14 protein-coding genes are annotated in these 15,613 nt (G+C 56.8%); 4 read left to right on the top strand and 10 right to left on the bottom strand.

Going from position 1 to position 15,613, the window contains the following annotated elements:
* The first annotated feature begins 75 nt into the window (after positions 1-75).
* Both Dpoa2040_RS08295 and Dpoa2040_RS08290 read left to right on the top strand, forming a co-directional pair.
* Positions 76-999, top strand: coding sequence for an ABC transporter ATP-binding protein (locus Dpoa2040_RS08295; RefSeq protein ID WP_042872236.1), 924 nt, complete (start codon positions 76-78; stop codon positions 997-999).
* On the top strand, positions 996-1,766 hold the full coding sequence (locus Dpoa2040_RS08290; protein ID WP_168640956.1) for an ABC transporter permease: 771 nt from the start codon (positions 996-998) through the stop codon (positions 1,764-1,766). The genes Dpoa2040_RS08295 and Dpoa2040_RS08290 overlap by 4 nt, the downstream gene beginning before the upstream one ends.
* Before the next feature lie 69 nt (positions 1,767-1,835).
* On the opposite strand, the gene panD is transcribed toward Dpoa2040_RS08290, so the two are convergent.
* From panD to thpR, 9 genes are all read right to left on the bottom strand, one after another.
* Entirely contained in the window at positions 1,836-2,216 is a 381-nt protein-coding gene (gene panD, locus Dpoa2040_RS08285; protein WP_012768777.1) for an aspartate 1-decarboxylase, read from the bottom strand.
* 25 nt (positions 2,217-2,241) lie between these two features.
* Positions 2,242-3,096 (bottom strand): pantoate--beta-alanine ligase, encoded by an 855-nt coding sequence (gene panC, locus Dpoa2040_RS08280; RefSeq protein ID WP_168640955.1) that lies wholly within the window; start codon positions 3,094-3,096, stop codon positions 2,242-2,244.
* 15 nt (positions 3,097-3,111) lie between these two features.
* Positions 3,112-3,906, bottom strand: coding sequence for a 3-methyl-2-oxobutanoate hydroxymethyltransferase (gene panB / locus Dpoa2040_RS08275; protein WP_168640954.1), 795 nt, complete (start codon positions 3,904-3,906; stop codon positions 3,112-3,114).
* 163 nt (positions 3,907-4,069) lie between these two features.
* Positions 4,070-4,558 (bottom strand): 2-amino-4-hydroxy-6-hydroxymethyldihydropteridine diphosphokinase, encoded by a 489-nt coding sequence (gene folK, locus Dpoa2040_RS08270; RefSeq protein WP_168640953.1) that lies wholly within the window; start codon positions 4,556-4,558, stop codon positions 4,070-4,072.
* Positions 4,555-5,958, bottom strand: coding sequence for a polynucleotide adenylyltransferase PcnB (gene pcnB / locus Dpoa2040_RS08265; protein ID WP_168640968.1), 1,404 nt, complete (start codon positions 5,956-5,958; stop codon positions 4,555-4,557). Before pcnB ends, folK begins: the two co-directional genes overlap by 4 nt.
* A gap of 68 nt (positions 5,959-6,026) precedes the next feature.
* On the bottom strand, positions 6,027-6,935 hold the full coding sequence (gene gluQRS, locus Dpoa2040_RS08260; protein WP_168640952.1) for a tRNA glutamyl-Q(34) synthetase GluQRS: 909 nt from the start codon (positions 6,933-6,935) through the stop codon (positions 6,027-6,029).
* A gap of 98 nt (positions 6,936-7,033) precedes the next feature.
* A complete protein-coding gene (gene dksA, locus Dpoa2040_RS08255) occupies positions 7,034-7,489 on the bottom strand; it encodes an RNA polymerase-binding protein DksA (RefSeq protein WP_012768782.1) in 456 nt (151 codons plus the stop codon).
* 166 nt (positions 7,490-7,655) lie between these two features.
* Positions 7,656-8,375, bottom strand: a complete 720-nt coding sequence (sfsA, locus tag Dpoa2040_RS08250; RefSeq protein WP_168640951.1) for a DNA/RNA nuclease SfsA — start codon at positions 8,373-8,375, stop codon at positions 7,656-7,658.
* 12 nt (positions 8,376-8,387) lie between these two features.
* Positions 8,388-8,921, bottom strand: a complete 534-nt coding sequence (thpR, locus tag Dpoa2040_RS08245; protein WP_168640950.1) for an RNA 2',3'-cyclic phosphodiesterase — start codon at positions 8,919-8,921, stop codon at positions 8,388-8,390.
* 187 nt (positions 8,922-9,108) lie between these two features.
* Between thpR and hrpB the strand changes: the two genes are divergently transcribed.
* Both hrpB and mrcB read left to right on the top strand, forming a co-directional pair.
* Positions 9,109-11,583 carry an ATP-dependent helicase HrpB gene (hrpB, locus tag Dpoa2040_RS08240; RefSeq protein ID WP_210423869.1) on the top strand — a complete coding sequence of 825 codons (2,475 nt, stop codon included), beginning with the start codon at positions 9,109-9,111 and terminating at the stop codon, positions 11,581-11,583.
* A gap of 103 nt (positions 11,584-11,686) precedes the next feature.
* Positions 11,687-14,200: a bifunctional glycosyl transferase/transpeptidase gene (gene mrcB, locus Dpoa2040_RS08235; RefSeq protein ID WP_168640948.1), complete on the top strand. Its 2,514-nt coding sequence runs from the start codon at positions 11,687-11,689 to the stop codon at positions 14,198-14,200.
* A gap of 73 nt (positions 14,201-14,273) precedes the next feature.
* On the opposite strand, the gene hemL is transcribed toward mrcB, so the two are convergent.
* Complete coding sequence (hemL, locus tag Dpoa2040_RS08230) at positions 14,274-15,554, bottom strand: glutamate-1-semialdehyde 2,1-aminomutase (RefSeq protein ID WP_168640947.1); 1,281 nt, start codon at positions 15,552-15,554, stop codon at positions 14,274-14,276.
* Positions 15,555-15,613 lie beyond the last annotated feature (59 nt).

The following is a 15,613-nucleotide window of genomic DNA, read 5'->3' as shown; positions in this document are numbered from 1 at the left end:
ATCACAGGGGTTTTGAAATCGAAAACTGGGTCCGACCAGGACTCGCTCAACTGATAATAAGGCACGCTTTCAGCTATGACATATGCACTGGAATTGGCGAATGTGACCAAGACTTACCCAGGCGGCGTTCGCGCCCTGCGCGGCATTGACCTGCGCGTCGAAGCGGGGGATTTTTATGCTCTGCTGGGACCTAACGGCGCGGGTAAATCCACCACTATCGGCATCATTAGTTCACTGGTTAACAAAACTGACGGCAGCGTTCAGGTGTTCGGTCACGATCTGGACCGGGATATCGTGAACGCCAAACGGCAACTGGGGTTAGTGCCGCAGGAGTTCAACTTCAATCCGTTTGAGACTGTGATGCAAATCGTGGTCAATCAGGCTGGTTACTACGGCGTTCCCCGGCAGGAAGCGGTACAACGCGCCGAAAAATACCTCAACCAGCTTGATTTGTGGGGTAAACGTAACGAACGCGCGCGTATGTTGTCCGGCGGCATGAAGCGTCGGCTGATGATTGCGCGTGCGTTGATGCATGAACCTAAGCTGTTGATTCTTGATGAGCCGACCGCTGGGGTGGACATTGAATTGCGGCGTTCAATGTGGGGATTTCTCAAAGAGCTTAATGGGCAGGGTACGACGATTATCCTGACCACCCATTATCTGGAAGAAGCGGAGATGTTATGCCGCAATATCGGCATCATCCAGTCTGGGCAATTGGTGGAAAACACCTCAATGAAAGCGCTGTTGGCCAAGTTGCAATCAGAAACCTTTATTTTCGATCTGGCGGCGAAGAGCGCCTTGCCGCGGTTGGAAGGCTATCAGCACCGGCTGGTGGACACTTCCACGCTGGAAGTGGATGTCAGAAGAGAACAAGGGTTGAACGGCATTTTCAGCCAGCTCAGCGCGCAGGGGATTCAGGTTCTCAGTATGCGTAATAAGGCCAATCGCCTGGAAGAACTGTTTGTTGCTCTGCTCAATAACAACGGAGATAAAGCATGATGGGGTTATATTGGGTGGCGTTGCAGAGTATCTGGAGCAAAGAGGTCAACCGTTTCGCCCGGATCTGGATTCAGACATTGCTGCCGCCGGTGATCACCATGTCGCTGTATTTCGTTATCTTCGGCAACCTGATCGGCAACCGAATCGGCGAGATGAATGGCTTTAGCTACATGCAGTTTATCGTGCCGGGGTTAATCATGATGTCGGTGATTACCAACGCCTATGCGAATGTCGCGTCGTCATTTTTCAGCGCCAAATTCCAGCGCAATATCGAAGAACTGCTGGTAGCGCCGGTGCCGACGCACATTATTATCGCTGGTTATGTGGGGGGCGGAATGGCGCGCGGCATTTGCGTTGGCGTGCTGGTAACGGCGGTATCGTTATGCTTTGTGCCGTTGCAGGTTCATGCCTGGTGGATGGTGGTGGTGACCTTGTTGCTGACGGCGATGCTGTTTTCGCTGGCGGGGCTTATCAACGCCGTGTTTGCCAAAACCTTTGACGATATCAGCCTGATACCCACCTTCGTGCTGACGCCGCTGACTTATCTGGGCGGTGTGTTCTATTCGTTGTCGTTGTTATCGCCATTCTGGCAGACAGTATCCAAACTTAACCCGATCGTTTATATGATCAGCGGTTTCCGCTTCGGGTTTTTGGGTATTCATGACGTGCCGTTGCTGCTGACGTTGGCTGTGCTGCTGACGTTCATCGTGGTGTTTTATGGGCTGAGCTGGTGGTTGATTGAGCGGGGACGCGGATTGCGCAGTTAATCTGTTTGTTATCGTTTGATGCGAAGCGAGACGGTGTTGCCGTCTCGCTTTTTTTATCGGCGCAATAATTCAGGCAATCTGCACCGGAATGGCTTTGGCGGTACGTTGCAGCTCATTATTGTCGCCAAAATAGGCGACTTTGGGATGATGCGTACGGGCCTGCTCATCCGGCATTTGTACATATGAGCAGATAATTAGTTTGTCGCCGACGCAGGCGCAACGTGCGGCGGCGCCATTGACGGAAATAATGCGGGAGCCGCGTTCAGCAGCGATAGCGTAAGTGGAAAAACGGTGGCCGTTGTCCACGTTGTAGATGTCGATCGCTTCGTATTCAAGAATACCGGCGGCATCCATAAAATCCTGATCGATGGCGCAGGACCCTTCATAATGTAAATCTGCCTGGGTTACTTTTACCCGGTGCAGCTTACCTTGCAGCATGGTTCGAATCATCGGTCTGTCACTCTGGTTGGTAAAATCAGGTGGTTAAATCTACCTGCTGGTTATCAATCAGGCGTGCTTTGCCCAGCCAGGCCGCCATCAGCACTACAGCATGGGTACTGTCAGTGGTTAGTGGCTGCAGCGTTGCCGCGTCGCGGATAAACAGTTCATCGGGGGTGAATCCGGCGTGGCGTAGCGCCTCTGATGCTCTGGCGAGCATATCATCAATTTGCCGATCACCGCTGGATAATTGCTCCACCACGTCGTTCATGATGCGGTGAAGTTGTGGTGCCTGTTGGCGTTCTTCGGCGGTGAGATAACCGTTACGTGAACTGAGCGCCAGGCCATCTTTGGCGCGTACGATAGGCACGCCGACGATGCTGATGTCGTAATCCATGTCGGTTACCATCTGCCGGATCAACGCCAGTTGCTGATAATCTTTTTCGCCGAAACAGGCGACATCCGGTTGTACCAGATTAAATAGCTTGCTGACGACGGTAGCAACGCCACGAAAATGACCAGGGCGGCTGGCACCTTCCAGTATCTGCGATAGCCCCGGTACTTCCACAAACGTCTGCTGTTGCAGGCCATTAGGGTAGAGGGTGTCCGGCGCTGGCGCAAACACCAAATCAACCCCGCGGCGCGTCAGCTTTTCGCAGTCTTCCTGCAAGGTTCGTGGATAGCGGGCCAAATCGTCCGCCCGGTCAAACTGTAGCGGATTGACAAAAATACTGACCACGACGATATCAGCCCGTGAGCGGGCTTCATCCACCAGCGTCAGGTGGCCGTCATGCAGATTGCCCATGGTAGGCACCAGCGCGATGCGTTTGCCATCCTGACGCCAGCGGCGGAGTTCACGGCGCAGCAGCACCGGCGTTTCAATAATCAACACTCGCTTGCTCCTGTGTTAAACAAAACTGTATTTCTCATCGGGAAAGGTTCCCTGTTCGACTTCCTGCACGTACAGGCGAACGGCTGCACGGATATCCCCCGCTTCCGTCATGAAATTACGGGCGAATTTCGGCGTATGGCCGCCAGTTACACCAAGCGCATCGTACATCACCAGAATCTGCCCATCGGTGACATTGCCTGCGCCGATGCCGATAACCGGGATGCTGAGTGCTTGCGTTACCCGTTGTGCCAGCGAAACCGGCACGCATTCCAGCACCAGTAGCTGAGCGCCTGCCTGCTCCAGCGCCAGTGCGTCTTCCAGCAACTGACTGGCGGCGGCTTCATCACGTCCCTGAACTTTATAGCCGCCAAAGATATTGACCGACTGCGGGGTCAGCCCCAGATGTCCACACACCGGGACGGCACGTTCAGTCAACATGCGCACCGTTGGCGCCAGCCAACTGCCGCCTTCGATTTTGACCATATTGGCGCCGGCGCGCATCAGTTCAGCGGCTTGCTGGCAGGCGTGTTCCGGCGTGGCGGCCCCCATAAAGGGGAGGTCGGATAACAGCAGACAATGTGGCGCACCGCGTCGCACGCAACGGGTGTGGTACACCATGTCATCAAGGGTAACGGGCAGGGTTGAGTCGTGGCCCTGTACGGTCATACCGAGAGAGTCACCCACCAGCATGACGCGAATTCCCTGTTCATAAAACAGTTGGGCGAAGCTGGCATCGTAAGCCGTCAATGTGGCGAACTTTTTTTGTTCCTGTTTCCACTGGCGCAGGTGGGAAATCGTCGTCGCTTTCATGGCAACCTTCCTGAGTCAACGCAAGGGTAGTTCAAGGGTGAATCATTCTAATGGATGGCATACATCAGGAACAGCAATCTATTTCTATTGGTAAAACAATCGATTGGTATGAATTCTGCGGCAAGCGTGCATTGTGTCCGGTGGGATGGAGAGGGGAAAACGGTTATTGCTCATCCCACAGCGTCAGGCCGTTGCGGGGCACCTGTTGTAACCGTGTCGCCAGTGCTTCGCCGTCGGGAAACACCAGATCAGGCGCCAGCTCCGCCAGCGGATAGAGCATAAACTCGCGGTTTTTCATGTCGTAGTGCGGCACCGTGAGCCGTTCGGTATGTAGCGTCAGTGATCCGAACAGCAGAATATCCAGGTCGAGAGTACGTGGTCCCCAACGGTGTTCTTTGCGCACCCGCCCTTGTTCCTGTTCAATGCGTTGGGTGTGGTCCAGTAAAGACTCCGGCGACAACCCGGTCTGCAATTCGGCGACGGCGTTGAGATAATCAGGCTGATCCTGCGGGCCGAGCGGGCGGCTGCGATAAAACGGCGAACAGCGCACCAGCCGGGTATGCGCAATAGCGTCCAGCGCCGTGAGCGCTGCACGCACCTGTTGCAATGGCTCAGACAGGTTACTGCCCAGCGCCAGATAAACGCGGATCACCGGGCATTATCCCGATGCATTGGGCGCTTGCGCGGACGACGTGAACGACGATGCGGCGTCGGGCCGTCATCCAGTGTGTTCAACATGGCTTGCTGGCGCGGCGGCGCGGCGACCTGAAATTCTCCCCACCACTGCGCCAGACGTTGTAACTCCTGATGATTTTCGGTCTCCGCCCGCAGGCATAGCAGGTCATAAGCGGCACGGAATTTCGGGTGTTCCATCAGCTTAAAGGCGCGTTTGCCCTGACGACGCGACAGGCGCAACTGCAACTGCCAGATATCGCGCACAAGCGACGTGATCCGTTTGGGAATCGCCAGCGAGCGGCACTGCTCATCGAGAACGTCGTTCATAGCTAATGCAAACGCTTCGAAGTAGGCAAGCCCACTCTCCTGCGTCAGTTTCTGAGCGTGTTCTACCAGCGGATACCACAGCATGGCGGAGAACAAAAACGCCGGGTTAACGCGCATATCGTTCTGGATACGTTGATCGGTGTTTTTCAGCACCTGTACTATCATCCGCTCCATCGTGCTTTCGCGGTTAGCGGTGAAATAGCGGCTAATCAGCGGGAACAGGGGCTGGAACAACTGGTATTCACACAGCAACTGGTAGGTGGGGTAACCGTGACCTGCCTGCAAGAGCTTCAGGGATTCTTCAAACAACCGCGCTGGCGGAATGTCATGCAGCAATGAGGCCAGACGGGGAATCGGCTCGGCGGTTTCCGGGCTGATGTGCATACCGAGTTTGGCGGCAAAACGCACTGCACGCAGCATACGAACCGGATCTTCGCGGTAGCGGGTTTCCGGGTCGCCAATCAGGCGAATCAACCCCTGACGCAGATCATGCAGACCATTGGTATAGTCACGTACGGTAAAGTCGGCAATGCTGTAATAGAGGCTGTTGATGGTGAAGTCGCGCCGCTGCGCATCTTCTTCAATGGTGCCGAAAATGTTATCGCGCAGCAGCATACCGTTGTGGCCTTGCTGGGCGGCATTTTTGGTTTCCTGCTCCTGATGCTGCTCGTGGTGACCACGGAATGTGGCGACTTCAATCACCTCAGGGCCGAACATGACATGCGCCAGACGAAAACGGCGGCCCACCAGTCGGCAATTGCGGAATAACTTGCGAACCTGCTCCGGCGTGGCGTTGGTGGTAATATCGAAGTCTTTGGGCTTTTTGCCCAACAGTAGGTCACGGACGCCGCCGCCTACCAGATAAGCCTCATAGCCCGCTTTGCTCAGGCGATAAAGTACTTTCAGCGCATTCTCACTCATGTCGCTGCGTGAAATGGCATGTTGGTCACGGGGAATGACCGTCATCGCTTGCGGCGGATTGTCCGCCCTGGCTGGCTCATTCTCACGATTCAGTACCTTGCGGCAAAAATTAGCTACCCGGGTAAAGATAATACACCTCGATAATCATTGAAAAATTAGCGGTACAACAAAAAATAGCGGCTAATCATAGCTCACCCTCAGCCCTTTGAGAATGCTGATGTTATTTCCGGCGATATAAGGGCGGATTCGACAGGGACTGTAGTCAGCGACCAGTGCGAGATGGCCCACGCGAGCAAGGCGTCCCGGTCAAGATCGCGCCAGTGCGTTGGCAGCGGCTGGCGCAGAAACGCCAGTGCCTGTGCCAATACGATTCGCGGATCGCCGTCAGGCAGCGCCGGTGCGTGATTCTGCTTGGAGAGCTTATTGCCGTCGGTATTAAGCGCCAGCGGCAGATGCACATAATCTGGTGCCGGATAATCCAACTGTTGGTACAACGATAGCTGCCGCACCGTCGGTTCAATCAAGTCTGCGCCACGTACGATTTCAGTCACGCCCTGATCGTGGTCATCCACCACCACCGCCAGATTATAGGCAAACAAGCCATCACGACGATGAATGATAAAATCTTCTTTCGCCAGCATCGGGTCGGCATCAATCTGCCCACGCAAGCGATCGTGAAAGTGCATCACAGGACTGGTCTGGCGCAGGCGTAGTGCTGCGTTGTTCGGTGGCAGGCTGCGAGCGCGGCAATAGCCGTCATAGTGACCGCCAATTTGCTGGATGCGCTGTCGGGTACAGGTACAGTAATAGCATTTGCCCTGATGTTGCAGGTCAGCCAGCACCGCACGGTAACGATCATGGCGGCGAGATTGGTACACCACATCGCCGTCCCACAGCAGACCGTACTGTTCCAGTTGTCGGAGAATGCGGGAGGAGGCACCGGGTACTTCGCGCGGCGGATCGATGTCCTCAATACGCACCAGCCAGCGCCCGTGACAGGAGCGGGCTTGCAGGTAGCTGCCCAGCGCGGCTATCAGGGAGCCAAAATGGAGATCGCCAGAAGGAGAGGGCGCAAAGCGTCCGACATAAGGGCGTGATTCAGGCATACGACAATATCGTGCCGGTTAGGGTTAGGATAAATGATGACGGGTCATAATCGGTAAAGATCCGGCGGCAGGGCTGTAGGCTCTCCCGCCGGAGGATATTATCCAGCCATCTGCTTTTCGCGGATTTCGGCCAGTGTTTTGCAGTCAATACACAGATCGGCGGTGGGGCGCGCTTCCAGACGACGGATGCCGATTTCCACGCCACAGGACTCACAATAGCCAAAGTCCTCGTCTTCGATTTTCTGCAGTGTTTTAGCAATCTTCTTGATCAGCTTACGTTCACGATCACGGTTGCGCAGTTCAAGGCTGAATTCTTCTTCCTGAGCGGCACGATCTACTGGATCGGGAAAGTTAGCCGCTTCATCCTGCATGTGCGATACGGTTCTATCGACTTCATCCCTGAGTTGATTGCGCCATGCTTCAAGAATACGCCTGAAGTGAGCCAGCTGAGCGTCGTTCATGTATTCTTCGCCCGGCTTCTCCTGGTACGGCTCCACTCCGGCAATTGCGAGAATGCTCAGAGAGGATGTCTTACGGTTTTGCCCTTCTTGCATGTTGCTTCTCCTACATAACACGACACGCAGTATCGCCCCCTAGGGGGAAAAACAGGCCGCTATAAATAACAGATGGAGGTGTGGTTGGCAATGATTCCCGACACTGGCCTGACAAAGTGTGAGAAACGACATAATCTCATCAGATAATACATAACGCGTGGCAGAATTAGTCCGCTGTCGTCACGTTATTGAACGGTAACCGCGTCCCCAACGTCATACTATCTGGGCAGATATGGGCACCGTAACACAGAATTTCAACCCCTTGCTGCCGGGAGAGTTGTAATAATTCGGCGTAATGTCGGTCAATGTGTTGCGCTGCGGCAATCTGGCTGATGCCGGAATGCAACGCGGCAAAACACAATACGGCACGACAGCCCTGTTCTGCCATCTGTTGCAGTTCCCGCAAATGCTTCTGCCCTCTGAGGGTCACTGCATCGGGAAAGTAACCACATCCGTGTTGCAGCAATGTGACTGATTTAACTTCAATATAGCAGTCAGCTCGCCCCTCGGCCTGTAATAACACATCTATCCTGCTGTTTTCCGAACCATAACGCACTTCGGTGCGGATAGTGGTGTAACCTGTGAAATCGGCAAGTCGGCCTGCTTGCAGTGCCTCAAGCACCAGTTGATTCGCGCGCAAGGTGTTTACCCCGATCCAGTGCCCTGGTGCGGTTTGCGTCAGTTCCCAGGTATGCGGATACTTGCGTTTCGGGTTATCCGATGTGGAGTACCAGACGGTATCGCCGGGCGCGCCACAGCCAGTCATGGCGCCGGTGTTGGGGCAGTGCAGGGTCAGGAATTCTCCGTCAGGGGTGACGACATCCGCCAGAAATCGTTTGTAACGTTTGAGCAATGTGGCGGGGCGCAGGCGTGGGGAAAATTGCATGGATGATGTCTCTCAGGAAGTCAGCAACGGCCAGTGGGCGACAGGCTGATAATGGGTTCGACCCGCTTCGGTTCGTGATTCGTACAGAAAGAATTGCTCGGCGCGCATCGTCCAACCGAAGGTGGCGGCTGGCAGCGGCAGCGGGCGTGTGGCGCCGCGCAGCAGCGTGATGTGTGGGTGAAAGGGCTGGGGAGGCTGGTAGCAGCCGTTGCGCGCTGCCTGTGAACGCAGCAAGTCTGCCAGTTGCAACAGCCCGCGCGGTGCCTGACGGCAACCGAGCCATACCACGCCGGGGCGCGGCCAGTGACCGGCATCGTTCAGATTAAGGGTAAACGCCGGCTGGCGGATACGACCGGCCAGCGCCGTTAACACCTGCATTTTTGCGTCGCTGACCTCGCCGAGGAAGGCCAGCGTCAGATGCAGGTTTGCCGCCGCCACCGGACGACCGGCTTCCGGGGAGAATTGCGTCGCACGCCAGTGTACGATCTGCTGGCTGACAGCGTCTGGTAACGACAGGCCAAAAAACAGGCGGCGGGTTGAGTTCATGGCAATCTCTCTGTTCTGTGGGGTTCCGATGCTACAATGCTCACCCAATAATGCCCACTAAATTAAAGTTAAGGCTGTGCTCCGCTTCCTAATCGCCAGTGGATGCATGGCTGGCGTTATTTCTATTTATTATTGTTGAGAGTGATTGGTTACGGCTGATCATAGTTGCGTCAGTGAGTTCAGCTGTATGATTACGGAGCTTTATGTGAATCAACCCCCCGTCAGCGCTGTACTGGATGAGGTCATCCTGGCGTTGCATACCGCGCCGCAGGTGCTGCTACATGCCCCAACCGGGGCGGGAAAATCCACCTGGTTGCCGCTGCAGCTGTTGCAGCAGGGCGCATTTTCTGGCCGCATCATCATGCTGGAACCGCGTCGGCTGGCGGCTAAAAGCGTTGCTTTCCGGCTGGCGCAGTGGCTGGGGGAAACGCCGGGACAGACTGTCGGTTACCGTATGCGTTCGGAAAATCGGGTCAGTAGTCAGACACGGCTGGAAGTGGTGACGGAAGGCATTCTGACCCGTATGTTGCAGCATGATCCGGCGCTGGATGACGTCTCGCTGGTGATTCTGGATGAATTCCATGAACGCAGTTTGCAGGCTGATCTGGCGTTGGCGCTGCTGCTGGATGTCCAGCAGGGGCTGCGTGATGACCTTAAACTGTTGATCATGTCCGCCACGCTGGATAACTCCCGTCTCTCTTCTTTATTGCCGCAATCGCTCAGCGTATCGTCGCAAGGTCGTTCCTGGCCAGTAGAGCGACATTATCAGCCGGTCGGCTCGCATGAGCGTCTTGAAGAGGCGGCTGCCCGACTCGTGTACCGTTTGTTGCAGGACGAAACCGGTTCGTTGCTGATATTTTTGCCGGGCGTGGCGGAAATCAAACGGTTACAGGCACTGCTGGAAAGCGCGGTGTCGGCTGAGGTGGACGTCTGTCCGCTGTATGGCGCGCTGACGCTGGCGGAACAACAGAAAGCGATTCTTCCGGCTGCCATCGGGCGACGCAAAGTGGTGCTGGCGACCAACATCGCCGAAACCAGTCTGACCATCGAAGGTATTCGGGTGGTGGTGGACTGTGGGCTGGAGCGGGCGGCGCTGTTTGATGTTAAAACCGGGCTGACCCGCCTGACGACGCAGCGTATCAGTCAGGCCTCCATGGTGCAGCGTGCCGGACGTGCCGGGCGACTGGAACCGGGCGTGTGCTGGCATCTGTTTGCCCGCGAGCAGGCTGAGCGCGCTGCGGCGCAAAGCGAGCCGGAAATCCTGCACAGCGATCTGTCAGGCTTGTGGCTGGATCTGCTGCAATGGGGTTGTCATGACGTCGCACAGCTTTGTTGGCTGGACAGGCCGCCCCAACCGGCATTGCTGGCGGCGGGCCGTTTGCTGATGCAGTTGGGCGTGTGCGATGTACAGCAGCGGCTGACGACGGACGGGCGTCACATGGCGGCGTTGGGCAGTGATCCGCGGCTGGCGGCGATGCTGCATACCGCCGGGCACGACCCGGATGCGCTGGCGACGGCGGCGTTGCTGGCGGCGATCATCGAAGAGCCGCCGCGCGCCGGGTCGTTGAATCTGTCCGATGCGCTGCATCGCCCTGCCGGCCACTGGCAGCGTCGGGCGCAACAACTGACGCGCCGTGCCGGCAGGGCATCAGGTCAGGTGGATACCGGCAAGGTAAATGAAGCGCTTGCTGCATGGTTGTTGTCTGCAGGATTTGCTGATCGCATCGCCCGGCGGCGTGGTCAGGATGGGCGCTATCAACTGGCGAACGGTACCGGAGCCAGCTTGCCGCCGGAAGAGGCGCTGGCGGCATCGGAATGGCTACTGGCGCCGGTTCTGATGCAAAGCCCACATAGCCCTGATGCCCGTATGTTGCTGGCACTGCCGGTGGATATCGACCAACTGGCGCGGCAGCGCCCGGAACTGGTGACTGAACAGAATCTGATGCACTGGGACGAAGAAAAAGGTACCCTGCGCGCCAGTCTGCGAACGCAAATCGGCAGCCTGACGCTATCGTCCCGGCCGCTGGCTAAACCCTCGGATGAGGCGTTGCAGCAGGCGCTGCTCAACTGGCTGCGGGAGCAGGGGCTGTCGGTGTTGAATTGGGATGAACCGGCGCAACAGTTGCGTCAGCGCTTACTGTGCGCCCGGCAGTGGCTGCCGGAGGTGACGTGGCCTGAGGTGGATGACGCTTCTCTGCTGGCATCGCTGGAGTTGTGGTTACAGCCGTCGCTGGGCGGGGTGCGGGATCGCCGTACGCTCAATCAGGTCAATTTGAGTGAGGCGCTGTGGCGCTTGCTCGACTGGCCGCTGCGTCAGCGGCTGGATAGCGCGCTACCCAGCCATTATACCGCGCCCGGCGGTAGCCGCTTGCCGATCCGCTATGAGTCCGATAAACCACCCGTGTTGGCGGTGCGGTTGCAGGAAATGTTCGGTGAGCAGGCCAGCCCGCTGCTGGCTGAAGGTCGGGTGGCGCTGGTGCTTGAATTATTGTCTCCGGCGATGCGACCATTGCAGATCACGCGCGATCTGGCGGCGTTCTGGAACGGCGCGTACCGGGAGGTGCAGAAAGAAATGAAAGGGCGCTATCCCAAACATGTTTGGCCGGATGATCCGGCGAATACGGCGCCAACCCGGCGTACCAGAAAATACCAGAACACCTAATTTCAGATGTTTCCCCCTTCCTTGTGCAGTGTGGGAGACACAGAGTAGACGGCTTCGGCGGGTAACCGATGGCCGTCAGTAACCTGATGGAGATGTCACTGTAATGTCTCAGGATGACCGCGAACCTATCGGGCGCAAACGTAGTGCGTCACGACCCACTCCCCCTCGCAGGCAAGCGACGCGACGCCGCAGGGATGATGACTACGACGACGATTACGAAGATGAGTACGAAGACGACTATGACGAGGATGATGAGGAAGACGTCATGAGCAAGCGGCCACGTAAAAAACGCCGCTGGCTGGGGTGGTTTATCCGATTATTCCTGATTTTTGTGGTGGTGATGTCGATTTACGGCGTTTACCTTGACGGAGAGATCCGTAGTCGTATTGACGGTAAAGTGTGGCAGCTACCGGCAGCGGTATATGGCCGCATGGTCAGCCTTGAACCGGGCATGGCCTACAGCAAGAAAGATATGGCTAATCTGCTGGAAGGGATGCAATACCGCGAAGTCAGCCGCATTACCCGACCGGGTGAGTTTACGGTGCAGTCCAACAACATTGAAATTCTGCGCCGTCCGTTTGATTTCCCGGACGGCAAGGAAGGCCAGATTCACGCCAAAATGATCTTCAGTAACGACCGGTTGTCACAGATCCAGAACATGGACAATCAGCGTAACTTTGGGTTCTTCCGGCTCGATCCGAAACTGATCACCATGTTGCAGTCGCCCAACGGCGAACAGCGACTGTTTGTGCCGCGCTCCGGTTTCCCCGACCTGTTGGTGCAAACGCTGGTTGCCACTGAAGACCGCCATTTCTACGAGCATGACGGCATCAGTTTCTATTCTATTGGCCGCGCGTTGATCGCCAACCTGACAGCAGGTCGGGCAGTTCAGGGCGGCAGTACGCTGACCCAGCAGTTGGTGAAAAACCTGTTCCTGACCAACGAACGCTCGTTGTGGCGTAAGGCCAACGAAGCCTATATGGCGTTGATCATGGATTACCGCTACAGCAAGGATCGCATTCTGGAGCTGTATCTGAACGAGGTGTATCTCGGTCAGAGCGGCAATGATCAGATTCGCGGCTTTCCTCTGGCCAGCCTTTACTATTTCGGGCGACCAGTCAACGAGCTGAGCCTCGACCAGCAGGCGATGCTGGTGGGGATGGTGAAAGGCGCGTCGCTCTATAACCCGTGGCGTAACCCGCAGGTGACGCTGGAGCGCCGTAATCTGGTGTTGAAGCTGCTGCAGAACCAGCAGGTCATCGACGAAGATCTTTATAACATGCTGAGCGCCCGCCCGTTGGGTGTTCAGCCGAAAGGTGGGGTGATAAGCCCTCAGCCGGCGTTTATGCAGATGGTGCGTCAGGAGTTGCAGCAGCGGTTGGGCGACAAAGCTAACGATCTCTCCGGGGTGAAAATCTTCACCACGCTGGACCCGGTGTCTCAGGATGCGGCGGAAAAAGCGGTGGAAGACGGCATTCCGGCGCTGCGTGCGGCACGTGGCGTCAAGGATCTGGAATCGGCGATGGTGATTGTCGATCGCTTCAGCGGCGAGGTTCGGGCGATGGTAGGCGGTTCTGATGCCCAGTTTGCCGGTTTTAACCGTGCTATGCAGGCGCGTCGTTCAGTCGGCTCGCTGGCGAAACCGCCGACATATTTGACAGCGCTCAGTATGCCGGATCGCTACCGCCTTAACACCATCCTGCCGGATGAGCCGATTTCGCTTAAACAGCCGAACGGTACGATTTGGGAGCCGAAAAACTATGATCGCGAGTTCCGTGGCCGGGTGATGTTGGTGGATGCGCTGGCGAATTCGCTCAACGTGCCGACGGTCAACCTTGGGATGGCGGTCGGGTTGGATCAGGTCAGTGATACGTTGCAGAAACTGGGTATCCCGCAGAATCAGATTCAGCCAGTGCCGGCGATGTTGCTCGGCGCGATTAGCCTGACGCCGATGGAAGTGGCGCAGGAATACCAGACTATCGCCAGCGGCGGTAGCCGCGCACCGCTTTCCGCGCTGCGTTCGGTGATTGCTGAAGACGGAAAGGTACTGTATCAGAGCTTCCCGCAGGCTGAACGGGTGGTGCCGTCACAGGCCGCCTACCTGACGCTATATGGTATGCAACAGGTGGTAGAACGCGGTACTTCGCGCTCGCTAATGGTGAAATTCGGTAACTACCATCTGGCGGGGAAAACCGGGACGACCAATGACCTGCGCGACAGCTGGTTTGCCGGTGTTGATGGCAGAGAGGTGGTGATTACCTGGGTTGGTCGTGACAATAATGGTCCGGCGAAGCTGACCGGCGCTAACGGCGCGCTGACCATCTATCGTCGCTATCTGGAAAATCAGACGCCGTTGCCGCTGGTGCTGACGCCGCCGGAAGGCATTACCACCATGTCGGTGGATGGCAGCGGCAACGTTATCTGTAACGGCAGCGCAGGCCGGGCATTGCCGGTGTGGACTGATAATCCGCAGGCATTGTGTCAGGCCAGTCAGCAAGCAGTGCAGTCGCCAGCCGCATTGTCGGGCGGTCAGAGTCAGCCGCAGCCAAATCAGCCAAATCAGCAACAAGATGGTGGCAGCGTTCCTGACTGGATTAAACAGATGTTCGGGCAGTAGCGACCCACAATGGATACGTTAATAACACGCCCGGCTTGCTGGGCGTGGTTTTTTCTGTTGTTTGCTTGTTTGCTTACAGTGCGGCGAAGCAACGACGCGCGGCGTCAACAGTGTGTTCGATATCCTGCTGACTATGAGCAAGCGACATAAAACCGGCCTCGAACGCTGACGGTGCCAGATAGACGCCTTCTTCCAGCATCAGGTGGAAGAAGCGTTTGAACCGTTCCACATCACACTTCACCACATCCTGATAGCAGGTCACCTGCGGGGCATCGGTAAAGAAAATCCCGAACATGGCGCCGACATGATTCACTACCAGCGGGATCTGTTGCGTTTTCGCCGCCGCCAGCAAACCTTCTGCCAGTTGCGTGGTCAGGTTGGTCAGTGTCTGATGAACGCCAGGTTTAGCCACTTCACTCAGGCAGGCGAAACCGGCCGCCATGGCAATCGGGTTACCGGAAAGCGTACCGGCCTGATATACCGGGCCGGTCGGTGCCAGCGCTTCCATCACGTCGCGGCGGCCACCAAATGCGCCCACCGGCATCCCACCGCCAATAATTTTGCCAAGACAGGTCAGGTCAGGGCGTACGCCGTAATGCGCCTGCGCACCGCCTAACGCTACGCGAAAACCAGTCATCACTTCGTCGATGATCAACAGCGCGCCGAATTCGTCACACAGTACTCTCAGCCCCGGCAGGAACTCTGGCAACGGCGGAATGCAGTTCATGTTGCCCGCTACTGGCTCGACGATAATAGCGGCGATATCCTGCGGATACTGTTCAAATGCCGCACGCACCGAGTCCAGATCGTTGTAGGTGCAGGTCAGGGTATGACGAGCAAAATCGGCTGGTACGCCGGGGGAGTTGGGTTGCCCCAGCGTCAACGCACCGGAACCCGCTTTTACCAGCAGGCAGTCGGCATGGCCGTGGTAGCAGCCTTCAAATTTGATGATTTTGTCGCGGCCAGTGAAACCACGCGCCAGGCGGATAGCGCTCATGGTGGCTTCGGTGCCAGAGTTCACCATGCGCACCATCTCCATGCCCGGCACCAGCGAGGTGACCCGTTGCGCCATCTTCACTTCCATTTCGGTGGGCGCGCCAAAGCTCAGGCCGCGCTCTGCGGCCTCAATCACCGCCTGACGAATGGCTGGGTGGTTGTGGCCCAGAATCATCGGTCCCCAGGAGCCGACGTAATCGATATAAGATTTGCCGTCTGCGTCGTAGAGTCTGGCGCCTTCTGCCCGTTCGATAAATAGCGGCACGCCACCGACGCCGTTAAACGCACGCACCGGCGAGTTGACTCCACCGGGAATCAGTTGACGAGCGGCGGCGTACAGACTTTCAGATTTATTCATTGCGGCTTCCTGATTGGATTTGCATAGCGAGTGGCGTCCATTCTAATCATCTGTTCCAC

Source organism: Dickeya sp. CFBP 2040 (genome assembly GCF_012273755.1).
GTDB lineage: Bacteria > Pseudomonadota > Gammaproteobacteria > Enterobacterales > Enterobacteriaceae > Dickeya > Dickeya poaceiphila.
This window is presented reverse-complemented; position numbering and strand designations above follow the sequence as displayed.